The 22,728-nt window shown below is 70.8% G+C and carries 18 protein-coding genes; 16 read left to right on the top strand and 2 right to left on the bottom strand.

Translation table 11 applies throughout. The features are described 5' to 3' along the window. Window positions 1-45 precede the first annotated feature (45 nt). The 7 genes from ACQFYA_RS21235 to ACQFYA_RS21265 all read left to right on the top strand — a co-directional run bounded on the left by ACQFYA_RS21235 (window position 46) and on the right by ACQFYA_RS21265 (window position 13,588). A complete protein-coding gene (locus ACQFYA_RS21235; RefSeq protein WP_499127857.1) occupies window positions 46-1,731 on the top strand; it encodes a family 43 glycosylhydrolase in 1,686 nt (561 codons plus the stop codon). Then, complete coding sequence (locus ACQFYA_RS21240; protein ID WP_499127859.1) at window positions 1,728-2,675, top strand: carbohydrate ABC transporter permease; 948 nt, start codon at window positions 1,728-1,730, stop codon at window positions 2,673-2,675. Before ACQFYA_RS21235 ends, ACQFYA_RS21240 begins: the two co-directional genes overlap by 4 nt. Continuing rightward, entirely contained in the window at window positions 2,672-3,493 is an 822-nt protein-coding gene (locus ACQFYA_RS21245) for a carbohydrate ABC transporter permease (RefSeq protein WP_499127860.1), read from the top strand. The genes ACQFYA_RS21240 and ACQFYA_RS21245 overlap by 4 nt, the downstream gene beginning before the upstream one ends. 53 nt (window positions 3,494-3,546) lie before the next feature. Next, entirely contained in the window at window positions 3,547-4,806 is a 1,260-nt protein-coding gene (locus tag ACQFYA_RS21250; protein ID WP_499127862.1) for an ABC transporter substrate-binding protein, read from the top strand. Between the two features lie 55 nt (window positions 4,807-4,861). After that, window positions 4,862-7,381: an alpha-L-rhamnosidase C-terminal domain-containing protein gene (locus ACQFYA_RS21255; RefSeq protein WP_499127864.1), complete on the top strand. Its 2,520-nt coding sequence runs from the start codon at window positions 4,862-4,864 to the stop codon at window positions 7,379-7,381. Window positions 7,382-7,461: 80 nt separating this feature from the next. After that, on the top strand, window positions 7,462-11,154 hold the full coding sequence (locus ACQFYA_RS21260) for a glycosyl hydrolase 115 family protein (protein WP_499127865.1): 3,693 nt from the start codon (window positions 7,462-7,464) through the stop codon (window positions 11,152-11,154). A gap of 115 nt (window positions 11,155-11,269) precedes the next feature. Further along, on the top strand, window positions 11,270-13,588 hold the full coding sequence (locus ACQFYA_RS21265) for a beta-galactosidase (RefSeq protein WP_499127866.1): 2,319 nt from the start codon (window positions 11,270-11,272) through the stop codon (window positions 13,586-13,588). Between the two features lie 230 nt (window positions 13,589-13,818). Here the strand turns inward: ACQFYA_RS21265 and ACQFYA_RS21270 are convergent, their stop codons facing one another. Beyond that, window positions 13,819-15,135: a hypothetical protein gene (locus ACQFYA_RS21270; RefSeq protein ID WP_499127868.1), complete on the bottom strand. Its 1,317-nt coding sequence runs from the start codon at window positions 15,133-15,135 to the stop codon at window positions 13,819-13,821. 231 nt (window positions 15,136-15,366) lie between these two features. Here ACQFYA_RS21270 and ACQFYA_RS21275 point away from each other — a divergent pair, with 231 nt between their 5' ends. Next, entirely contained in the window at window positions 15,367-15,735 is a 369-nt protein-coding gene (locus ACQFYA_RS21275; RefSeq protein WP_499127869.1) for a hypothetical protein, read from the top strand. A 6-nt stretch (window positions 15,736-15,741) separates the two neighbouring features. Next, window positions 15,742-16,209, top strand: coding sequence for a hypothetical protein (locus tag ACQFYA_RS21280; protein ID WP_499127870.1), 468 nt, complete (start codon window positions 15,742-15,744; stop codon window positions 16,207-16,209). 64 nt (window positions 16,210-16,273) lie between these two features. Here ACQFYA_RS21280 and ACQFYA_RS21285 read toward each other — a convergent pair whose 3' ends face one another. Next, window positions 16,274-17,047, bottom strand: a complete 774-nt coding sequence (locus ACQFYA_RS21285; RefSeq protein ID WP_499127872.1) for a hypothetical protein — start codon at window positions 17,045-17,047, stop codon at window positions 16,274-16,276. A 185-nt stretch (window positions 17,048-17,232) separates the two neighbouring features. Here ACQFYA_RS21285 and ACQFYA_RS21290 point away from each other — a divergent pair, with 185 nt between their 5' ends. The 7 genes from ACQFYA_RS21290 to ACQFYA_RS21320 all read left to right on the top strand — a co-directional run. Next, the gene (locus ACQFYA_RS21290; protein ID WP_499127874.1) at window positions 17,233-17,838 is read left to right on the top strand and encodes a hypothetical protein; all 606 of its coding nucleotides are present in this window, start codon (window positions 17,233-17,235) and stop codon (window positions 17,836-17,838) included. 89 nt (window positions 17,839-17,927) lie between these two features. Continuing rightward, window positions 17,928-18,458 carry a hypothetical protein gene (locus ACQFYA_RS21295; protein WP_499127876.1) on the top strand — a complete coding sequence of 177 codons (531 nt, stop codon included), beginning with the start codon at window positions 17,928-17,930 and terminating at the stop codon, window positions 18,456-18,458. A gap of 131 nt (window positions 18,459-18,589) precedes the next feature. Continuing rightward, complete coding sequence (locus ACQFYA_RS21300; RefSeq protein WP_499127878.1) at window positions 18,590-19,309, top strand: DUF3761 domain-containing protein; 720 nt, start codon at window positions 18,590-18,592, stop codon at window positions 19,307-19,309. 216 nt (window positions 19,310-19,525) lie between these two features. Continuing rightward, complete coding sequence (locus ACQFYA_RS21305; RefSeq protein WP_499127880.1) at window positions 19,526-19,951, top strand: hypothetical protein; 426 nt, start codon at window positions 19,526-19,528, stop codon at window positions 19,949-19,951. Between the two features lie 57 nt (window positions 19,952-20,008). After that, on the top strand, window positions 20,009-20,134 hold the full coding sequence (locus tag ACQFYA_RS21310) for a hypothetical protein (RefSeq protein WP_499127883.1): 126 nt from the start codon (window positions 20,009-20,011) through the stop codon (window positions 20,132-20,134). A 340-nt stretch (window positions 20,135-20,474) separates the two neighbouring features. After that, window positions 20,475-21,578 (top strand): AAA family ATPase, encoded by a 1,104-nt coding sequence (locus ACQFYA_RS21315; protein ID WP_499127885.1) that lies wholly within the window; start codon window positions 20,475-20,477, stop codon window positions 21,576-21,578. Further along, window positions 21,575-22,728: vWA domain-containing protein (locus ACQFYA_RS21320; protein WP_499127887.1), on the top strand; the 1,154-nt coding region annotated here is incomplete at its 3' end. The genes ACQFYA_RS21315 and ACQFYA_RS21320, both read left to right, overlap by 4 nt.

The raw sequence follows: 22,728 nt of genomic DNA on the forward strand, positions 1-22,728 counted from the left end.
GCGCACGCACGACCACATCCCACCGACGCAACGAGGGGTCACCACATGAAGACGCGCGCTCGAAGGAGTATTCGGTCCACCGCCCTGATCGCCGTGAGCGCGATCGTGGCCGCCACGCTGCCCGCATTTCCTGCCAGTGCCGAGCGTGGCTCCACGCCCGACGCGGGCGCGCCGGGCGGGACGACGATCACCAACGACACGTTCTGGCACGACACAGACGGCAACCCGATCTTTTCGCAGGGCGGCGGGATCTTCGACTTCGAGGACCCGAAGACCGGCGAGGTGAAGCACTACTGGTACGGGCCGCGCTACACCGGCGCCGAGGACTACTACGCCGACCCGACCCACCCGATCACCAGCGGTGGCGACACCTTCGTCGCAGTCAGCGCCTACAGCTCGACCGACCTCGTGAACTGGACGTTCGAAGGCGACGTGCTCACGCGCGACCAGGTCGACAGCTTCACCGACATCGGGACCGGCAAGGCGACCTGGGTCGGTCGCATGGGAGTGGCCTACCTCGAGGAGCTCGACAAGTACGCGCTGCTCAGCCAGCACGGCATCCGCGTGGAGGGGCAGACGAAGTCCGACGGCGCCGAGTTCGTCGCCCTGTCCGACTCGCCGACCGGACCCTTCGTCGCCGACCGCCGCCTGAAGATGACCGACTACAGCGCCGAGATGACGCCCAGCACGGGTGACCAGACCGTGTTCACGGACACCGACGGAACGTCCTACCTCGTGTACTCCAAGAGCGACGGCCGCAGCAAGATCTTCATCTCGAGGATCGGGGTGCGCGACGGCCACGTCGACCTGTTCGACACCGTCAAGGTCTACGACGGCGTCGGCCGCGAGGGCAACAGCATGTTCAAGTACGCCGGCCGGTACTACCTGACCGCCTCGGACCTGTTCGGCTGGAACGCTTCACGCCCGTACTACCTCGTCGCCGACGACATCTCCGGCCCGTACACGCCGACCAACGACATGCAGAAGATTCCCGGCGGTGAGGCCGACTTCGGGCACGTCACCCAGACCGGTTTCTACTACACGGTGCGGGGGACGAAGCAGGAGACGGTCATCTACGCCGGCGACCGGTGGGCCGACTTCGCCGGCAACGGCCTGGGCTACAACCAGTGGACGCCGCTGAGCTTCTCCGAGGACGGCACGCCCCACTTCAACTCCCTGAGCCAGTGGAACCTCGACGCCACCTCCGGCAAGTGGTCCGTGGCCGACGGCAACGACTACGTCCTCAACGGCGCGTTCGAGGCCGACCGCGTCACCGCCCCGTACAACGACAAGGAGGGCAAGCCCATCCCTGAGATCGCCGGCTGGACCCGGACCAACCCCGAAGCCGTGTGGAACGAGGCCGACCAGAGCGGACGTGTCGGCAACTTCAACCTCACGTTCCGTTCCGCGTCGCCGTACTCCGCGAAGATCCAGCAGACCATCGACCCGGCCAACTTCCCGCTGCCCACCGGCAAGTACACGCTGACCGCCCAGGTCAGGAAGCCCGGAGAGCTCAAGGACGCCACGCTCTGGGCGGCATCCGGTGGCACGACCTACGCCACGAACATCTCCCGCCTGCCGGCCACCGGCTCCGAGTGGGTCGAGGTCAGCGTCCCGGTGAAGGTCAAGAAGGGCTCGGTCACCGTCGGCATCAGCGTCGCCGGAGAGGCCGACCAGGCCCTGTACGCCGACGACATCACCCTGACCGCAGCGGACGGAGGTGCGCGATGACCGCCACCCTCGACCCGGGCGCCACCGCTACGGTGCCGCCGGCCGCCCCCCAGCGCCGCGCGCCACGGGCCAAGCCCGTCGCCGGCGTGCGCGCGCCGATGTGGTTCGTCATCCCGGCGGTGCTGCTCTACGCCCTCGTCGTTCTGGTGCCCAACGTGCAGGGGATCGCCTTCTCCTTCACCGACTGGGACGGCTTCACCTCGTCGCCCTCCTTCGTCGGGCTCGAGAACTACAAGTCCGTGTTCGCGGACGACAACGCGCTGCGCGCGATCACCAACACGTTCATCCTCACGGTCGTGGTCGCGATCGGGCAGAACCTGGTCGGACTGCTGCTCGCCCTGGGGCTGAACACCCAGGTGAAGAGCAAGTACATCCTTCGCCTGGTGTTCTTCCTGCCGGTCGTGCTCACCCCGATCGTGACCGGCTACCTCTGGAAGTACCTGCTCACCCCGAACGGCACCCTCAACCAGCTCCTGGGCGCGATGGGTCTCGAAGGGCTGCAGCAGGACTGGCTCGGCAATCCCGACCTGGTCCTCTACTCGATCTGCGCCACGATCATCTGGCAGGGCGCCGGGTACTCGATGGTGATCTACCTCGCCGGCCTGCAGGCCGTCCCGGCGGAGATGCTCGAGGCAGCCGCGCTCGACGGCGCCGGCGCCGTGCGCCGCACGTGGTCGGTCACCATGCCGCTCATCAACGGCGCGATCGTGGTGAACCTGTTGCTGTGCGTGCTGGGCAACCTCAAGCAGTTCGACACCGTGTTCGCGATGACCGGCGGCGGACCCGCCGGGGCGAGCGAAACCATGGCGACCATCGTCTACAAGACGGCCTTCCTCTACCTGCAGTATCCGAACGCGCTCGCCCAGGGCGTCCTTCTGACGATTGTCGTCGGCGTCCTCGGATTCGCGCAGTACCGGATGACGACGCGAAAGGCCCTCACGTGAACCGCTACACGCGCAGCACCTTGCTGATCGAGGTCGCGCTGATCATCGCCGCGGTGATCTTCATGATCCCGATGGTCGTCCTGATCTCCGTGGCGCTTCGTGACCCCAACGCCTCCACAGAGCTCCTGGGATTCACCTGGCCTCTGAAGTTCGAGAACATCGCCACCGCGTGGACCGAGTCCGCGATGGGCGCGAGCATCATCAACAGCCTCGTGATCACCTCGGTGTCGGTGGCGCTGGTCATCGTGATCGCCTCGATGGCGGCCTACACGATCACGCGCCGCACCCAGAGGTGGAGCCGCGGGGTGTTCTACCTGTTCCTCATCGGGTTCCTGTTCCCGGGCCAGCTCGCGATGATCCCCCTGTACATCATGTTCTCCCAGCTGGGACTGGTCGGGAACCCGATCACGGTGATCCTGATCTCGGTCGGCGGGCACATGCCGTTCACGATCTTCCTGTACTCGGCCTTCCTGCGTGACCTGCCCCGCGACTACGAGGAGGCGGCGTCGCTCGACGGCGCACGACCCCTGCGGTCCTTCTGGTCGGTCGTGTTCCCGCTGGTGCGTCCGGTCACCGGCACGGTCGGGATCCTCACCGCCCTGGGCGTGTGGAACGACTTCCTCAACCCCCTGCTGTACCTGACGGGCGGCGGCAGCCGCACGGCACCGCTGTCGGTCTACACCTTCGTCGGCGAGTACAGCGCCAACTGGCCTCTGGTGTTCTCGGCCCTGATCACCTCGGTGATCCCCATCCTCGTCGCGTACGTCCTGATGCAGCGGTTCATCCTGCGGGGCTTCGCGTCCGGCCTCAAGGGCTGACCGCCCGGTCAGTCGCCGTGCCACACCCCACCTCATTCACGAAAGGCATGACGATGTCATCGAAGACACTGCTCCGCCTCGTGGCGGCGTCAGCCGCCACGGCCCTCCTTGGCGGCACCCTCGCCGCCTGCTCGACGGGAAGCCCGGCCGGCTCGTCGGACACCCTCACGATCGCCACCAGCCACGAACCGGCCGTCCAGGCCGCCGTCGACGCCTTCAAGAAGGAGAACCCCGACGCCGACATCGAGGTGAAGGTGTACGCCCAGGACTACCGGGGCGTGGTCGGCGCGCAGCTGGCCGGGGGCAACGCGCCGGACATCCTCGAGATCTCCGGCGGTGGCGGCAACCCGATCAGCGCCAAGGTCGGCGGGGAGCGTGGCTTCTACGCGGACCTCTCCGACCGGGACTGGGCCGCAGACGTCCCGGACTCGTCTCGCGACCAGCTCTCGTTGGACGACGGCAAGCTCATGGCCGTCCCGACGGTGATCTCCTCGATCGCCGGCATCTACAACCAGGGCGCGATCGACGAGCTCGGGCTCAGCATCCCCACCACCTGGGACGAGGTGCTGCAGTTCTGCGCCGACGCGTCCGACGCCGGACACGTCGCCTACGGCCTCGGCCTCGCGGACACGTGGACCACCTCGATGTACCCCTACGCCCTCACGGCCTCGCTGGTGTACTCCGACCCGAACTTTGTCGACGACCAGATCGCCGGCAAGACCACGTTCAGCGACTCGGGCTGGAAGCAGGCCTACCAGCAGATGGTCGACATGCGCGACGCCGGCTGCTTCAACAAGAGCCCCAACGGCACCCCCTACGCGCAGGTCCAGGACGCGATCCGCTCCGGCGAGACGCTCGGGACCGTCAACGTCTCCAGCGAGGTGAACACCATCGCTACCGGCGGCGCATCCGACCTCGAGCTGACCTACGCGCCGTTCCCCGCTACCGACGACCCCGCGGAGACCTACCTGTCGACCTCGGGCGACGGCCTTGCGCTGAACGCCAAGTCCGCGGACTCCGAGCTTGCCCTGCAGTTCCTCGACTTCATGGCGACCCCGGAGGGGCAGATCGCATTCGCCGAGGGCTTCGGCGACGCGGCCGCGATGCCGGGTGACCAGCAGCAGGACGACCAGGTCAGCGCCCTCGTGCAGAAGAACGTCGAGGCGGGGACGGTCAGCACCTGGCCCGACCGCCTGTGGACCAGCACGACGATCCAGCCCGAGGTGACCGACGGCGTGCAGGGCCTGATGAACGACTCGATCACCGTCGACGAGCTGCTGTCGAAGATGGACGCCGCGTTCAACGCGGGCTGACCCCTGGCCGTGGTCCCGCCACAGGCGGGACCACGGCTCGATCCGAGAGGACGCTGTGCTTTCTTCACCCCACCCGGCCGACCTGGCGCCGGGCCGAGTCCCCGCAGACGTCGACTGGCGGCACTACGTCCCCAGCCTCACCGCACCGGACGTCCGGCCGGTTGCCGTGCACGCCCACGACGGCGAGGTCGCCGGGATCGCTGACCTCGTGGGCGGTGCCGGACCGCTCACGCTCACCTACCGCGAGGGCGACACCGCACCGAGCGTCGTCCTCGACTACGGGCGCAACATCGCCGGCATCCCCTGGCTGAACGTGTCCGACGTCGACGGCGCGCCGAACCTGCTCCTCTCCTACAGCGAGAGCGCCGCATGGACCGGCGTCGACGGCGACCTCGAGGGCAGCCACAACGACACCGGCAACCACGACCGCACCGAGACCTTCGAGGTCGAGGCGCCCGGGACCCTCAGCTCCGGGCTGGTCCAGGGCGGCCAGCGCTACCAGCGCATCACCCTGACCACCCCCGGCACGCTCGTCATCGGCGACGTCGGCATGCGTTTTGCCGCCTACCGCGCCACTGCCGAGGATTACCAGGGGTGGTTCGTCTGCAGTGACGACCTGCTCAACCGGATCTGGTTCGACGGTGCCTATACCGTGCAGATCAACCAGTTGCCTGCGTGCACCCTGCCCGTGCCGTGGTCGGTCCGCGAGGGCTCGCTGCTCGCCCGCGGCGGCAACGTCGCGGTGCTCACCGACGGGCAGGACTGGGCCGACGTCGACGTGACGTTCCAGACTCAGCTGATCGACCAGAGGGCCGGATGGATCGTGCGGGCCTCCGACGAGGGACGAACCGGGTACCTGTTCGTCCTGCACGCCGCCGACGGACCCGACCGGCCCGCCCGCCTCGACCAGTTCGCCGTCGACGACGGGCACGAAGATCGCCCGCAGGACAACACCCGCCGCTACACGCCGCTCGGCAGCGTCCGGCTCACCGAGGCCCTCCTCGACCCGACCGACGGGGACTGGCACACCGTACGCACCACGGCGCAGGGCCACCGCATCACCGTCGAGATCGACGGCGCCGTGGTGAGCACCCTCGACGCGACCCACCTCCCGGCCGGGGTTCCGCAACGGGCCTCCGGGTCCGTCGGGTTCCACCAGGCGTGGGGCTTCAAGACCCCCGTCGAGCAGGCCGGGTTCCGCAACCTCGTCGTCACCGCGTCCGACGGCACCACCTTGTTCGAGGACACGCTCGACGAGGCCGCCGCCCTCGACGCGTTCAGCGGGGACGCCGTCCGCCACCCCGACCCGCTGCCGGTCATCCTCGACGGCGGCAAGCGCGACCGCACCGTGTGGAGCGGCGACCTGCTGGTGCAGATCCCCAACGTCTTCTACACGACCGCCGCCGAGGAGTACGTGCGCGGCTCCATCGAGCTGCTCAACGGTTACCAGGAGCCCACCGGCCAGTCCGCCGCCCGGGTCCCTCCCGTCCTGCCGCCGGCCACCTGGCCCCAGCACGGGCAGACCTACTCGGCCGTCTACTCCATGCACCAGCTGGTCAACCTCGCCCTGCACCACCTCTACACCGGCGAGACCACCCTCGCGGCCGAGCAGTCGGACTGGACCCATCGGATGCTCGCCTGGTGCCGGACCCTGCTCGACGAGCGCGGCCTGGTCGTCACCGATGACGTGAACGGGCTGGACTGGGACTGGTACGACGGGCCGAAGACCGGGGCGGTGACGGCCTACAACGCGGCCTACCACCAGATGCTGCACGCCGCCGCGACTCTGGCCGACGCAGTCGACCAGCCGGCGGAGGCCATCGACCTGCGCCGCCAGGCCGATGCCCTGCGATCGGCCATCAACACCCACCTGTACGACCCGCGGCGGCACCTCTACCGGCTGTCCGACGCCCGACCGGACGCCATCGCCCTGGACGGCAACTGCCTGGCAGTGCTCGCCGGACTGCCGCCCGAGGGTGAGGCCACCGCGGTGCTCGACGCACTCGAGGAGGCTCTCCCGCAGACGCCGTTCGGCCCGTCGCCCTTCAGCGTGGACACCGGGTTCTGGCCGCAGGTGAGCCCGTACGTCGGCGACATGCACCTGCGGGCCCTGTTCAGCGCAGGGGAGACCGCCCGCGCCCTCAACCTGATGCGCCGCCTGTGGGGTCACATGGCCACCGACGAGCAACACGCGGTCGGTACGGCCTGGGAGCTCGTGGGCACCGACGGCGCGCCCGGCTTCGGCGCCAAGACCAGCCTGGCCCACGGCTGGGCCGCCGGAGCCACCACAGCCCTGTCCGCCTCCGTGCTCGGGGTCACGCCCACCTCCCCGGGATATGCGACGTGGAGCATCGCTCCCCAGCCCGGCGACCTCGCCTGGGCCCGCGGCCGCGTGCCCACGCCGCGCGGACCGATCGACGTCTCCTGGACCGTGGTCGACGGACGCCTCGACCTCGAGATCACCGTCCCCGAGGGCACCACCGGAACCGTGACCCTCCCGCCGGCCGCCCCGGACGCCGCGGCGCAGGTCGTCCCGATCAGCGCCGGCGGCAGCCACCACCTGAGCGTCGGCTGACCCGCTCCGGCCGAGCACCGGTCCGGCGCGCCGAACCCACGTCCACGACCGCACGACCCAGCAGTGAGGTTCCTCCACCCATGCCCTATCTCTGCGACGACCCCACCACCGGGGTGGTCCTCGCCAGCGCCGGAGCCACGACGCGGATCGCCGTCTCGGGCGCGGAGCCGTTCGCGCTGCGCCGAGCGGTCCGTGACCTCGCGCAGGACCTGACGAGGGTGTGCGGCGCCGCGGCCGCGATCACGACGGGATCGGGCGAGGCTCAGATCGTCGTCGGGACCCTCGAGGGCAGCGAGCTCGTCCGGCAGGCCGTCCAGAACGGCGTGCTCGACGTGTCCGCCCTGCACGGCCAGGACGGCCGCCCGCTCTGGGAGGGCTACCTGCTGCAGGAGGCCGAGGGCCGGTTGTGGATCGTCGGGGCGGACATGCGCGGGGCGATCTTCGGGGTCTACGACCTGTGCGAGCGCATGGGGGTCTCGCCCTGGTCGTGGTGGGCCGACGTTCCCGTCAAGCAGCGCACGCACGTCACGGTGCGGCCGGGGACGAGCGTTGCCGACCACCCCTCGGTGCGGTACCGCGGGGTGTTCCTGAACGACGAGGAGGAGCTGGACGCCTGGGCCCGTCGGCACACCACCGACGGCACCATCGGTCCGCAGACCTACGAGCGAGTCTGCGAGCTGCTGCTGCGCCTCAAGGGCAACTATCTGTGGCCGGCCATGCACGTCAACGCGTTCAACGCCGACCCCGGCAACGGGCGCCTCGCGCACGAGATGGGCATCATCATCGGCACCAGCCACTGCGACATGCTGCTGCGCAGCAACCAGCACGAGTGGCAGCCGTGGCTCGAAGCGCGCGGCGGCCAGCACGTCGAGTACGACTACTCCATCCCAGGGGCCAACCGCGACGCGCTGCACGAGTACTGGCGCGACAGCATCAAGCAGAACCACGACTACGAGGTCACCTGGACACTCGGGATGCGAGGCATCCACGACTCCGGGTTCCACACCCGCGCCATCGACGAGGACGACACCCTCAGCGCGGAGCAGAAGCACCGCGCCCGGGTGGAGCTGCTCGGCCAGGTGATCGCCGACCAGCGCCGCCTCCTGGCCCAGGAGCTCGGCCAGGAGCGCGCCGACCAGGCGCCGCAGATCTTCGTGCCCTACAAGGAGGTCCTACCGCTGTACGCGGACGGCCTGGACCTGCCCGAGGACATCACCCTCGTGTGGTCCGACGACAGCTACGGGCACGTGCGCCGGTTCCCCGACGAGGACGAGCTGCGCCGCCCCGGCGGGCACGGCCTGTACTACCACTCGTCCTACTGGTCGCCGCCGTCGCGCAGCTACCTGTGGATCTCCTCCACCCCGCCGGCACAGATGCGCAACGAGCTGCGCAAGGCGTGGGACCGCGGGATCCGCACGCTGTGGGTGGACAACGTCGGACCACTCAAGCCCCTCGAGCAGGACATCGAGCTGTTCCTCCGCCTGGCCTGGGAGGCCGGCAAGGAGACCACCACCAGCGACCCCACAGCGTTCCTCGCCGACTGGGTCGACCGGAACTTCAGCGGCGGCCACGGCCCACGCGTCGCAGAGATCCTGCAGGACTTCGCCCAGCTCAACGACGTGCGCAAGGTCGAGCAGCTCACCTCCCGGGTGTTCTCCCAGACCGCCTACGGCGACGAGGGCGCACGACGGCTCGCACACCTGCGCCGCCTGTACGACGACGTCAACGACGTCATGACCACACTGCCGGAGGCCGAACGTGACGCCTTTATGCAGCTCGTCGCGTTCAAGGTCCACGCCGCCTACCTGACCAACGCCCAGTTCAACTTCGCCGACCGCAGCACCCTCGCCCACGAGCAGGGCAAGCTCCCAGCGGCCGACCACTGGCTGGCCGTGTCGCGGCGCTTCGACGCGCTGCGCCGCGCACTCATCGCCCACTACAACACGGTCATGGCCGACGGGCGCTGGGAGTCGATCATGACCCCCGACGACTTCCCGCCACCGGCCACGGCCCAGTACCCGGCCGCCCGCCCGGCGCTCACCCTCGGGCAGCCCGGCCTCGGCGTCGTCACGTGGGGCGAAGAGACCCCTGCGGAGCATCCGGAGCTGACGTTCGCGGCGCACGGCACCCGCACCAAGTGGATCGAGGTGTTCAACACCGGCTCCGGCGCGATCGACTACACCATCACCGCCGATCCGTGGATTGAAGTTTCCTCGGCGGCCGGCCGGGTCACGACCGAGCGGCGCATCGAGATCCGGCTCCCCGACGAGAAGCACGACGGGGCGGGACGTCGTGGCCGGCTCACGGTTCACAGCCCCACCGACGGCACCACCGTGGAGGTCGATGTGAGGGTCGAGGCTCCCGTCGTGCTCGAGGTCGACCCCACGCGCGTCCGTCACCTCGAGGCCGACGGCTACATCTCCATCCCTACCGTCGCGACCTCGGCGCGTCAGGACGCCGGGGGCGCGACCTGGGTCGAGGTCGCCCGGCTCGGGCGCGGAGGGGGCAGCCTCCTCGAGACCTGCCGGACCTCGCCGCAGGAGGACACGGACCGGCCCGAGGGCGAGGGCGCCGTGGTGGAGTACGACGTCCACCTGTACACCGGCGGCGCACACCTGCTCGAGCTGCACCGCGTCCCGACCCTCAACTCGACCGGCCGCCTCCGGCTCGCCGTCGGGATGGACGATCGGCCCGCGGTTGTCGTCGAGTCCCCGATCACGGACGAGTACCTCGGCACCTGGACAGACGCCGTGGTCGAGGGTGTGGAGCGGCTGACCGTGCGCTTGCCCTGGGCTGAGCCCGGTCATCACACGCTGCGCCTGCAGGCGATCGACGAGGACGTCGCGCTCACCCGCCTGGTCGTCTACACGACATCGCCGAAGCGTACGGCGCTCGGGCCGCCGTCGAGCCGGACGTCCGCGGCTCCTGGCCTCGAGGTGACCGACCCCGCGCCGGATGCGCACGACACCGCGACGCCCGAGCGGGTCTGCCGCGAGCTCTACCGGGTCGACCCCGACGCCCTACCCCTGCCGCGGGTCATCCACGTGCCCCGCACCTACTGGGATGGCGACACTGTGTTCGGTCTCAATCCCACTACCGCGCAGGACCGCCTCGGCCCGGCGCGACCCGGCATCCGCCCCGACGGGACCAAGGACGTCCTGAAAGGAATGCCTTCCGGCCCAGTCCGCGAACGTGACGGCGTGCTGGCGATCGACGCCGAGCGGGCGCTGCTCGGCACCGCCGACGGGTGGCTCACCCCGAGCACCGACGAACCCGCCGCCTTGTGGACGCACACCCAGGCCGAGACCGGCGGAGGCACCGGCCTCGCGCTGCACGTCGACGCGGTAGGCCGAAGGTGGGAGGACCCGGCGACCGCACCCGGGCTCCACGTCGCGGTCCACGTCCAGAGGCCTGGCACCTACCGCGTCTGGGCGCTCGTCAAGTTCGACGGCGCCGACGACGACTCGTTCGTCCTCGCCCTCGACGGGACCCCGCAACCCCTCGATGAGCAGTTCAGCGGCGGCAACATGTTCAGCTTCGGGACGGTGCAGGCATGGGTCTGGGTGGAGATCAGCGACCTGGCCATGACGGCAGGCGGGCACACCCTGTCGGTCCTTGCCCGCAAGGCACGGCTGCGCATCGATCGTCTCTACCTCACCCTCAGTGGGGAGTCTCCTCCCGCCGACGAGCACTGGCCGCGAAGCCCCCATGCCGCAGCGCCCGCGTTTCATAGTCCCCGCCCTACGACACTCGGAGGAGAGAAGGATGTCTGACGCACTGGCGAGCTCTCGCGCTGTCACGCGTCGCATTCGCGTCGCCCGCCTGTCCCCGCCGCGCCGCGACCACCTGGAGCTGGGTGACCCAGTCGGTGCCGCCGGTCGTGTAGAGGTGACGAACCGGTGCCTCGAGCGAGCGGGGAGCCCCTGGTTCCCGGTGACGGGGGAGGTGCACTACTCGCGGATCCCGCGCGAGCGGTGGTCGGAGGTGCTGGGGCACGCGAAAGCGGGCGGGCTGGACTCGGTGGCGACGTACGTGTTCTGGCAGGCGCACGAGCCGGCGCCGGGAGAGTTCCGCTGGGACGGAAACCTCGACCTGCGGGCGTTCGTCGAGCTCGCGGGGCGCCACGGGCTCGGCGTGGTGGTGCGGATGGGCCCGTGGGCGCACGGGGAGGCGCGGTACGGCGGGTTCCCGGACTGGCTGATCGAGCGCGGGGTCGCCACCCGGACGAACGACCCGGCCTACCTGGAGCTGGTGCGGGGGTTCTACGGGCAGACGGTGGCGCAGCTGGCCGGGCTGACGCTCGCCGAGGGCGGGCCGGTAATCGGTGCGCAGATCGAGAACGAGCTGTACGACCAGCCCGAGCACCTGGCCACGCTGCGCACGATCGCCGAGGAGGCGGGGCTACGGGTGCCGGTCTGGACCGCGACGGGCTGGGGCGGCGCGGAGGTGCCCGCCACGCTGCTGCCGGTGTACAGCGCGTACGCGGACGGGTTCTGGGAGGGCACCGACGTCGAGTGGCCGGCGTTCTCGCCGGTGCACTTCCGGTACAGCACGGTGCGCGACGACCTGTCGGTGGGCGCGGACCTGCGCGAGGCGCTCGACGGGATCGTGCTCGACGACGGCCCGGAGCCGGGCGTGGCGTCGGACGACGACACCCTGCCGTATGCGACGTGCGAGCTCGGGGGCGGGATGCACGTGGCCTACCACCGGCGCCCCCTGGTGACGCCGCAGGACGTGGCCGCGCTGGCGCTGGCGAAGATCGGCAGCGGCTCGGTCTGGCAGGGGTACTACATGTACGCGGGCGGCACCCAGCGCACGGGCCCGCATGGCACCGAGCAGGAGTCGCACGCCACCGGGTACCCGAACGACGTGCCCGCCCGCACCTACGACTTCGGCGCGCCGGTGGGCGAGCACGGCCAGGTCCGTGGGCACCACCACCTGCTGCGCCGTCAGCACCTGTGGCTCCAGGCCGACGGCGCAGCGCTGGCGGCGATGACATCGACGGTGGGCGGCGGCAGCGACGACACCACGGAGCTGCGCTGGGCGGTGCGCTCGGACGGGGAGCGCGGCTACGTCTTCGCCACCACGTATCAGCCCGCGCGCCGCCCCCTGCCGGCGCAGCCGGGCGTGCAGCTGGTGGTCGAGCTGGACGACGCGACCGTCGTCGTGCCCTCACGCCCGGTGGACCTGCCGGCCGGCGTGTCGGTCGCGTGGCCGGTGCGGTACCCGCTCACCGACGGGCTGGTGCTGCGCAGCGCGACGGCGCACCTGCTCACGCGGATCGACGGCGGGACCGGCCGCGAGGTCGTCGTGCTCGTTGCGACCGACGGCGTGCCAGTCGAGCTCGTGCTGGAGGGCGACGTCGCCGCGATCGGCCCGGTGGAGGCGCGCGCCGAGGACAGCGCGACCGTCCTCGACCTGACCGCGCAGCCCGGGCCCGGCACGGTCGTGGGCCTGCGCGGGTCGTCCGGGGAGGTCGACGTCCTCGTGCTCGACGAGGCGTCCGCGAACCGCCTGTACCGGCTCGACGTCTTCGGGCGCGAGCGTCTGGTGCTCTCGGACGTCCCGGTCCACGCGGCGGGCGGCGCGATCGTCGTGCACACGGAGCACCCGACGGCCACGGTGTCGCTGCTGCCCGCGCCGGCGGCCCTGACAGCGTCGGGCGACGGCGCTGACGTCGTGCCCGGCCTGGCCGAGGGCGCGCTCTGGGCCTCGTGGACGTTGTCCGTCCCGGGCGCCGGGGCCCGCCGCGTCGCGACCGACCTGCACCCGACGGCCCCAGCCCCGCCGGAGCCCACCACGGGCGGCCCGATGGGCCGGCTCAGCGCGCCGACGGACTTCTCCGGCGCCGCGCGCGTGCACCTCGACGTGCCCGCCGACGCCCTCGCCGGCATCGACCGCGCCCTCCTGCGCGTCACCTGGACCGGCGACGTCGGCCGCGCCCTCGTGAACCACGCCGGGCGCCACGAGGTCGTCAGCGACCACTTCTGGCACGGCCGCGACTGGGACGTCGACCTCACGCCCTGGCGCGACGACGCCGCCCGCGACGGCGTGACCCTCGAGTTGCTGCCCTGGCGCCGTGACACCGGCGTCTGGGTGGACCCGTCCGTGCGCGCCGTGCCCGACGGCATCACCGTCGCGGCGCTCGACGTCGTCCGCGTCGCGCGCGTGGTGCTGACGACGAAGGAAGGGCCGGCATGGACCTAAAGCACACGACGTAGTGAACCCAGGCGCGAGTACCGATTCGGCAGACAGGCCCGATGAGATCTTTGACATCCCGGTCGTAGTCAGCGCGATCGCGGGGCTCGATCGTGCCCCGAGGGCCATCGAGAGAGACGCAGCGAACCGTAGAACACGGGCTTGCTGGATCGAGCCAGAGGCTTCCGCGCGACGGTGGACATGCGCGACGCCTTCCCTTGGGAACTCACGAGTAGACGCTAGCTGTCAGGCGGTGCGTCGCCGGCGAGGTGAGCAATCGCCTTGGTCCAGTCGCGGTAGTCGACCGGGATGCTGAGAGTGCCGTTGAGCACGTCGTGGACGTCACCGGCGGTCAGGCGCCACCGACCGGTGATCGGCTGATCGGTCTCGGCGTCGACGTAGGCGACGAGGACGACTTCATCCTCGTCGCTCAGGAAGGTCTCCTCCGCGTGGAGAAGGTCCAGCGAGAGCGACAGCTTTGCGGGCGAGGTCTGGGTGACGCGGAGGATGCCGTGGCGGTCGCGCACGGGCAGGAAACGGTCGCCGATACCCGCGCTGATGATGGAGGCGAAGCTGTCACGTCCCCAGTCGACGGGTCGACCGGGGAACAAAGTCAAGGGCTTGTCCTCGTCGGGGGCCTCCCAGTCGAGGGCGCGGGCGGGGTCGTCGAGCTCGACGTCGATGCGCACGTCGCGCAGCGGCCTCTTGACCGGGTTTTTGACGCGCAGGCGGAGTCCGACAGCCTGGCGCGCGGCGATCTGATAGACGCCGGTCGTTGGGTCGCTGAGCGCGGACTCGCGCCAGCGTTGCACCTCCCGGCGGAACTCGCCCTTTGAGCGGCGCTCCACGATGGCAGGAGCCGCAAGCCCCGCGAGTGGGAAACCGGAGGACGGGGCGGGCGGGTCCATGTCGTCGAGGTAGTCCTGGGCGGTGTCCTCCACCCATCGGGTGATCCGGTCACGGTCCACCCGGATAGCAAGCGCTTCGCCGAGGAACTCGACGGCGATGTCCGGCAGGCTGGCGGTGGTGGTCGTGCCGGCGCGTGTGAACATGGCCTGGACTTCGGCGCCGGTGGCCTTCTCGGTCTTCCCATCGCCGCGGAGGTAGATGTCGCCGTTCGTCATGCCCTCGCCGTCCGCCAGGCACGGCCAGATCCGTCCGGTGGGAGGATCGACGACGATCGCGATGACGTCGCGGCCCGAGTTGACGGGGATGTGCTCGTAGTCCCAGCCGGGGCCGTTGGCGCCGGTGAACTTCTGCACCTCGCGTTCGAGGTCCTGGGCCTCGAACGGTCCGATGCCGGTCGCGGTTCCGTTACCGACGCCGAGCAAGAGGACAGCGTGGCCGCCGAAGTCGGCCTTCGCTGGGTCGCGGTTCGCTGCGCCGAGGATGAACTTCGCGACCTTGTGCCGACCGCGCTTCGTGGTGAGGTCGACGTCGGACTTCAGCTCGAGGAAGTACCGCTCGAGGCGGTCATCGGATGTGGTGACCCAGGCGACGAGCGCCGCCCAGCCGCGGGCGCCGGTAGGCAGGTGGCTGAGGTCGATGTCGGTCACGTTCTGATCGAACCACAGCGCACGGACGTGACGACGACCGCTCTGCCTGTGTGGGGTCAGGCGGACACCGTCATTCACCCGAAGGCGGCTGACCTTGTTCGACACGACCGGAGAAGGCCCTCGGGAGGGTGTGCTTGGTGGATCTCCCGAGCTGTGCCCGGCGCCCCCCAGGTTCCGCCCGTAGGTGCAGGCCAGCGGATTCTCGGTATCACCCGAGCGGAGCGTTCCGTCATGACGCGTACCAGCACTCGCCTCGTCCCGGCCCTGAGACCAGGCCAGTCGTGGGAGCCGCCCGCCATCGCGGAGCTCATCGCCGCCGCGGACGAGGCCACCCGAGCCATGTGGGACGCGGTTGGTGCCGCACGGGAGGCGCGATCAGCCCGTCGTCGCGCGATCAAGGACGGGGCAGACCTCGATCGCGCAGTGGCCGACCACCGCGCCGCGGAGGGCGCGCTCACCCGAGCGATCGCCGGTGCGGTCATCGCCCGCACGGACGCCCGTGCCGCCGGGGGCAACCTGCCCTGGGACTCGACCGTCGACGAACGGATCAAGTACCCGCACATCGCCCGTGCTGTCGGCGCGCAGCGGGCAGGGGAGTGACCCCTGATGACCTTCAGCGTTTGCGGCATCGGAGCCGCGGAGACCGCCGTCGCGTTCCGCACTGATGAGGAGATCGGGGTCGACCCAGTCGACCACGATGCTTCGTTGACCCTGACGCACCCGGGCAACTGCCAGCACGTCGTGATCGAAGGATCGAACACCGAGCTGCTTGCGCTGCTGGACCGGGCCCGCGCCGTCGTGCTCGAACGCGTCATCGCTACCCGCCGCAAGGATGGGGCCGACGAGCCCGCCCGCGAGCTGCGAACCTACGAGATCACCATCGACACCGACAGCCCGGACTTCCTGGCGCGGTTCATCCACGCCACCGACATGCTGAGGGACGACCTGTCGACACCAGCAGACGGCAACTGCAGACCACGCCGCCTGCTGATCGACGTCAACGAATGGGACCCGCAGCGCGAGCGCAGCGACCACCTCTGGAGCGCCGCCTACGAGCCCGGCCAAGGGGCGTGAACCGTGCCCGCCACGAGCCCCCGGTCGTCAAAGACCCGGGGGCTCGTGGCGGGCACATCGTCGACTAGCGCTCTGCGGGACCGATCCGCTTCGCCGGCTCGCTGGTCGGCTCGTCCTGGTGGACCGCGTCGAGCAAGGCCATGTACAGGCTGTCGTGCAGAGCCGCGGGGGTGGCGTCCAGCGCGCGCTGCATGTGGGCAGCGAATTCGCGAGGTGTCAGCCTCTCGTTGGGGTCATCGCCGACGACGATCAGCCTCGGGTCGACGACGGTGGCCCGTCGCAGGATGTCGAACTGCTCGTCGCGGAACGCCTCCGCCGCGAGCATCGCCGTCACCCGCGCGTCCCACTCGGCCTTCGTCATCGCCAGGGCAGGTTCGGGCTCCACGACCGCGAGCTGGTCGCTCACGACCTTGCCTACAGCCTCCAACTGCCGGGCGATGCTCGTGCTCGTCGCCTCGGCCGTGAACCGCGGCAGCCGGATCGACGACAACCGCTCCCGCAGCGCCTTGAGCCTCGGACCAAGGGTCGTGCTCCAGAACCGCTTCACGCGCGGAGCCGCAACGATCGCTCCCGTGATGGCCAGCGTGACCACCATTTCGGCGATCCAGCCGGCTAGCTCCGCATCGGCTTCGCGCTGCTCCTGTGTGCGGGTGTCGTGGGCGTTCCCGAACGAGTCTGCCCACGGCTCATCGACCGGCGGTGGGTCCTCGACGGGTCGCCACGTCGCCTGCCCGACCAGCCGGTTGCTCGCGTCGAACAACAGCCCCGACTTCGCGCCAGGGTCCGTGTCCGAGTCCCCGAGGTGGAGCCCCTCGGGGACGTTCGTCTCGTACCTCATCGCCCGAGATTAGCGGGCACCCCCCGCGCCGCACAGAGCCCGTCACCGCCCCGTGACGGGCACCCCATGCCGCCCGTCACGGGGCCTGGACCTCTGCCGGAAGTCGGTGGCCGTGGGTAGTGTCGAAGGCACCAACCAACCGGCGGACTGACCATCCGCCTCGAGAGTCCGGTCCGGGAGGACTTATGAGCTCGCAGTGGCAGGGTTTCGCGCACGCGGTGCAGTCGGCGGCGCTGTTCATGTCCCGCGCCAAGCTGGACGGGGACGTGATCAAGGCAGTGCAGGTGCGGTGGGACTCGGAGCGGAACGTGAACATCGCGACCGCGACGGACCGCTTCATGATCGGGGAGCAGACGTTCGGAGGCGATACGCCGCCCGACCCCGAGGGCTGGAGCGTCTTCCTGGTGGGTCGAGACGACGTCGCGACCCTCGTCAAAAACGGTGACCCCACCGCAGTGCGCGTCGAGGACGAGAAGGTCACGCTCACCTACCCCGACGGCGGCAGCTGGACGTTCGTGAGCGTGGCGGGGGAGTACCCCGCGGTCTCGCGCCTGTGGGACCGGGCCGAGGCTTCCGGCGAGGTCGACCACGTCCTGTTCAACCCCGCACTTCTGGCCCGCCTGGCGAAGGTGGTCCCGTACAAGGACGGCGAGCTCGGCAAGCGCGCCACCGTTCTCCAGCGCCACGATGCCACCGTGCGGTTCGAGTTCCAGGACCCCACGCTCCCCGTGCGCGCCCACATCGGCGACCGTTTCCGCGCCCTCATCGTCCCCGTCCGCGAGGCCGCCTGACCCGCCGGCGCCGCGAGCCCACCACGGCGCTCGCGGCGCCCTCCGGCGCCTGGCCGGCCACCGAACACGAGACGACGCGGAGACGACCCATGCAGCTGACGACCCTGACCACCCGTGACCCCGACAACGACCTCGCGACCACCCTCCACGACTCACACGAGGCCGCGCTGGTCGCGTTGCGCGAGGCATACGACATCGACCCTGAAGAGCCCGACGTCGTCAGCGCCGCCCAGGCCCAGGGCTTGACCGTGCAGCTCGAGGTGCACGAGATCTCCGTGACCATTGCGATCGACCAGGTCGAGGTCATGGCCTTCCACGGCGAGAGCGACCGCGTCCCCGTCGTGCAGGTCGACGCGCCCAACGGAAGCCGCGTGCGGATCAACCTCAACGACGCACCGGTCTACGACGGCGACCCCGGCCGCGATGTCGGCGCCGGCCTCGTCTCGCGCGAGCAGGCCGACACCTGGGCCCGGCGCGAGCTCACCGACGTTGAGTGGAACGCGCTGAGCATCGCTCTGCCGCGCAGCATTGTCCCGGCCGCCATCGCCACCATCGCCGACAGCCTCCGCGTCAGCGCCGATGGGCCCCTCGGCACGGAGATGGCCGGCGGCGAGGACTGATCTCCAGCACACGCTCCAAGGCTCGGGGGAGATCACCGCCCTGGGGCCTTTGTGCGCCCGCCTATCGCGCGAATTTCACCCCCTCACCAGTGCAAACGCTGCCGCCCGTACTCACTACGCTCGGCCCGGAGATGAACGACCACGACTCCGGGCCAGCAATGCGCGAGCGGATGACCACGGAGCGGCGAATCCGGCTCCGGTACGCAGGCTCGTGCCGCGTGTGTGGGCGCATCCTGCCCATCGGCACGCTGGCCATGTGGGACCCCGGCCTGCACCGCGTGCGATGTACCTCCTGCGCCCCGACAACGGCGAGCGGCCCGTCGCAACGACTGCCCACCCGGCCTTCCTCGTCACCGGCAAGCGATACGCGGCCAGCACGAAGGAGGCCCTTCAAGCCGCCACCAGAGCCAATCTGGTTCTCCGAGGACGCCGCACCTGTCATCCCACCGAAGGCGCGCAGGATCCGCGAAAGGGTGTGGGCAGTCATCATCGCGACGGTCGTCGTCGCCTTCTCGTTGTTCTTTTCCGCGCATGGTTCGACGATCGACAACGAGTGGACCGTGGAGCCTCAGGCTGCGACCTTGGTCCGGACGTTCGTCGGTTTCGAACCGCGGCACTGCGCGGACGGCTGGCCGTCTCCGTCGATCGGCAAGCGTGGGGCGTGCTCCCACCACGGCGGCGTCGTGGGCGGCGAACCGATCTACCAGACGCAGCAGATCCCCGCCGTGGAAGGCATCCGAGCACCAGAGCGCACCGACTGGGGCCACGTCGTGTGGCGCGGCTTCTGGTCTCTGCTCGTCGGAGGCATGCTCGGCCGCTGGACCTTCAAGCGGTTCGTGCGGCACGCATAGGACCACCGATCCTCGTGCACTACGACCAACGACGAACGGACGCACTCCGGGCCCGGCCGCCGGACTTCACCCGCGTGAGCGTGGAGGTGAGAGGTCGTGAGCCGCGAGGATGCGCAGGTGAACCGTCGGACACGCGCGGCCCTGGTAGTCGCCCCCCTGGCCCTGGCTCTGACCGCATGCTCTGGTGCGGGGGAGGCCGCCGCACCGGCCCCGACCGTGACCGTCACCGCGACCCCGGCGGCGACGACCGAAGCGTGGGCGGCCCTCGTCAAGAAGCAGAGCGACGCCTACGACGAGATGCAGGCCCTGTGGGATGACGGCGACTGCACGGCCGACACCGCGACCGGTGGCGACGTCGCCTGCCAGACCCTGCTGTTCAGCATGGGCATCCTGGGGAACGTGGCGTCGGTGACGTTCTGGGACGCGACCCTGCCCGAAGCAGACTCGTACATGGGGGAGCCCCCTGCGGAGATCGCCGACCTCGTGCAGGAGACCGCGGCCGCCGCGGACGAGGTGTCTGGCATCGGTGGCGAGGTGGACACGGCGTGCTTCCAGGGCAGCGACTGCTGGCAGGCGACGGACCTCGAGAACGCGTGGTCCGCACTCGGAGACACGTACACAGGCTGGGACCCGTACATGTAGGCCCCGCGTCGGGGGGTTGCGGTCGACACCTGGTCGACCACGAGACAGGAGAAACGCATGGCGATCAACGAGCAGGTCGAATCCCACATCGCGCACCAGCTCAAGCAGCTGACCATAGCGACCAGCCTGGAAGAGGTGGAGCTGATCGAGAAGAAGATCGAGGTACTCAAGCGGCAACTCTGAGACGCCCGGGCGGGCACGCACGATGCCCCAAGGCGGTCGAGCGCCCCGCCACCCCGACCACCGGGGGCGGGGCGTTCCCGCACCCAGGGGCGCGCAAGCCGTCCGGCACGCTCAGGCCACGGCCTCGGCTATGTCCGCTGCCGGCCAACGCCTCTTCGAGGCGATCCTCCAGATCTCCCCGCCCAACCTCACGCGCCTAGCACGACGCCGGGACGGTCGGCATGGGGTGCCTCGGGAGGGTCGAGCGGCCTTGCTACGAGCCATCTGACGCGAAACGGTGGGCAGTACCAACCACCCGGTGGCCTGACCAGCCGCCTTTCGATGATGCGGAGCAAGACCCATGAGCGACCTCGCGACGACCGTGACCGTGATCGACGCCTGCGGGCGTGCCGCTGTGCCCGTGCTGCTGTTGTCGGACCCGGGCATGGGTAAGTCCAGCCTCGTGCGGGGCCTGGCCGCCGCCGAAGGTGTGCCGTGCGAGACGGTGCTCGGTTCGATCCGCGAGCCCGCCGACGTCGCCGGGCTGCCGGTTGTGTCGGATGGCGGCGTGGTGCTGTCCCCGCCCGCGTGGGCTCAGCACCTGGCCGCTGCCGGTGCCGGGTACCTGTTCCTGGACGAGCTGACGACGTGCCCGCCCGCCGTGCAGGCCGCGATGCTGGCCGTCGCGCTCGACCGGACCGTGGGGGACCTGACCCTGCCTACCGGGGTGCGGGTGGTCGCCGGGGCGAACCCGCCCGACCGGGCCGCTGACGGGTGGGAGATGAGCCCGCCGCTGGCCAACCGGTTCTGCCACGTCGAGTTCCGCCCCTCGGTGGACGACTGGCTCGACGGCATGACGACCGGCTGGGCCGCGCCCCCGGCGTCCCGGGCGATCACCGCCGACCCGACCCGTGTGGAGACCGTCAAGGCGCTCGTGACCGGCTTCATCCGGCACAAGCCTGAGCACCTGCACACCTTCCCCCGCTCGGCCGCGAGCACGGGCGGCCCGTGGCCCTCGCGGCGCGTGTGGGCGATGCTGGCCACGGCGCTGGCGAACGTGCGCGACGACGACGCCGCCGCCCGGCAGGCGCTCGCGTTCGGTCTCGTGGGGGAGGGCGTCGGGGTCGAGTTCCTGACCTGGGTAGACCAGGCCGACTTGCCCGACCCCGCCGCCGTCATCGAGGACCCGGCGATCGTGGACTGGACCGGACGCCCGGACCGCGTGTGGGCCGTGCTGTCCGCCGTCGTCGGGTGGGCTGCCAGCGCCGGGTCCGTGGACGCCTGGCGCAAGGCATGGGGGCCGCTGCTCGCCGCAGCCGAGGCGGGCGCACCCGACGTCTCCGCTGCCGCCGCCCGCCCGCTCGCCGCCTGCCGCCCGGCCAGCGCGCGCGTCCCAGCCGCCGTGCGGGACAAGTTCGCCCCCGTGCTCGCGGCGGCAGGCCTGACCGGGAGCGCGGCGGCATGAGCACCCCGGTCCGCCCCCTGGACGGCGACGAGTTCGAAGCCTTCCGGCTCGGACGCCTCGTCGCCGCCGAGAACGCCCCGTACTTCATGCACGCGCTGTTCGCCGTCGCTCCGGTCGCCGCACCAGGGCTGGGCACGTTCGCCGTGGACGGAACCTGGCGGCTGTACATGGACCCCGACCTGCTGACCGGCCCGAACCGGTGGGACTCCACCACGGTGGGCGCGGTGCTGCTGCACGAAGCGGGCCACCTGCTGCGCGACCACGCCGGGCGCGCCGAGACCCTGGCCACGCCCCGCAACCACCTCGCGTGGAACCTCGCCGGGGACGCCGAAATCAACGACGACCTGCTCGCCGCTGGTGTCCCGCTGCCCGAAGGGGTCGTCACCCCGAGCGCGCTGGGCTGCCAGGACGGCGACCTCGCGGAGACGTACTACGCCCACCTCGTGCCCCCGGACGGCAACGCGCCCGACCTGCCCGACGACGGCTCGCCCGGGTGCGGCTCCGGCTCCGGGAGCCCGGCCGCGCCCGGCGAACTGCCCGCGAACGTCGCACTGGACGACGACACCGGCACGCCCCTGACCCCCGCCGAAGGCGACCTCGTGCGCCGCCGCGTCGCCCAAGCCGTGCAGGAAGCCCAGCACGCCAAGGGACGCGGCTCTGTCCCTGCCGGACTCACCCGGTGGGCTGCCGACGTCCTCGCCCCGCCCACCGTCGCATGGGACCGCCTGCTGCGCGCCGCCGTGCGCCGCGCCGTGGCCGACCGTGCGGGCCGGGCCGACTACACCTACGCCCGCCCCTCGCGCCGCACCGTGCCCGGCATCATCAAGCCCGCCATGCGCGCCCCCTCGGTCATCGTGTCCATCGTCGTGGACACCTCCGGCTCCATGAGCCAGTCCGACCTCGACGCCGCCATGAGCGAGGTGACCGGCGTGCTGCGATCCTCCGGCGTCGCGCGCGAGCACCTGCGCCTGCTGTCCTGCGACGCCGCCACCGGCACCGCCCAGCGCGTGCGGTCCGCCACCAGCGTCCGCCTCAGCGGCGGCGGCGGCACCGACATGCGCGTGGGCATCACCGCCGCCGAAGACGCCACCCCCGCCCCGCACGTCGTCATCGTCCTCACGGACGGCGACACCCCCTGGCCCGGGCACCC

Source organism: Promicromonospora sp. Marseille-Q5078, assembly GCF_050315395.1.
Classification (GTDB): domain Bacteria; phylum Actinomycetota; class Actinomycetes; order Actinomycetales; family Cellulomonadaceae; genus Isoptericola.

Excerpts from the sequence above, each read along its gene's own strand:
- ACQFYA_RS21235 (WP_499127857.1), top strand. The coding sequence starts at position 46 with ATGAAGACGCGCGCTCGAAGGAGTATTCGGTCCACCGCCCTGATCGCC.
- ACQFYA_RS21240 (WP_499127859.1), top strand. The coding sequence starts at position 1,728 with ATGACCGCCACCCTCGACCCGGGCGCCACCGCTACGGTGCCGCCGGCC.
- ACQFYA_RS21250 (WP_499127862.1), top strand. The coding sequence starts at position 3,547 with ATGTCATCGAAGACACTGCTCCGCCTCGTGGCGGCGTCAGCCGCCACG.
- ACQFYA_RS21260 (WP_499127865.1), top strand. The coding sequence starts at position 7,462 with ATGCCCTATCTCTGCGACGACCCCACCACCGGGGTGGTCCTCGCCAGC.
- ACQFYA_RS21275 (WP_499127869.1), top strand. The coding sequence starts at position 15,367 with ATGACGCGTACCAGCACTCGCCTCGTCCCGGCCCTGAGACCAGGCCAG.
- ACQFYA_RS21280 (WP_499127870.1), top strand. The coding sequence starts at position 15,742 with ATGACCTTCAGCGTTTGCGGCATCGGAGCCGCGGAGACCGCCGTCGCG.
- ACQFYA_RS21285 (WP_499127872.1), bottom strand. The coding sequence starts at position 17,047 with ATGAGGTACGAGACGAACGTCCCCGAGGGGCTCCACCTCGGGGACTCG.
- ACQFYA_RS21290 (WP_499127874.1), top strand. The coding sequence starts at position 17,233 with ATGAGCTCGCAGTGGCAGGGTTTCGCGCACGCGGTGCAGTCGGCGGCG.
- ACQFYA_RS21295 (WP_499127876.1), top strand. The coding sequence starts at position 17,928 with ATGCAGCTGACGACCCTGACCACCCGTGACCCCGACAACGACCTCGCG.
- ACQFYA_RS21300 (WP_499127878.1), top strand. The coding sequence starts at position 18,590 with ATGAACGACCACGACTCCGGGCCAGCAATGCGCGAGCGGATGACCACG.
- ACQFYA_RS21310 (WP_499127883.1), top strand. The coding sequence starts at position 20,009 with ATGGCGATCAACGAGCAGGTCGAATCCCACATCGCGCACCAGCTCAAG.
- ACQFYA_RS21315 (WP_499127885.1), top strand. The coding sequence starts at position 20,475 with ATGAGCGACCTCGCGACGACCGTGACCGTGATCGACGCCTGCGGGCGT.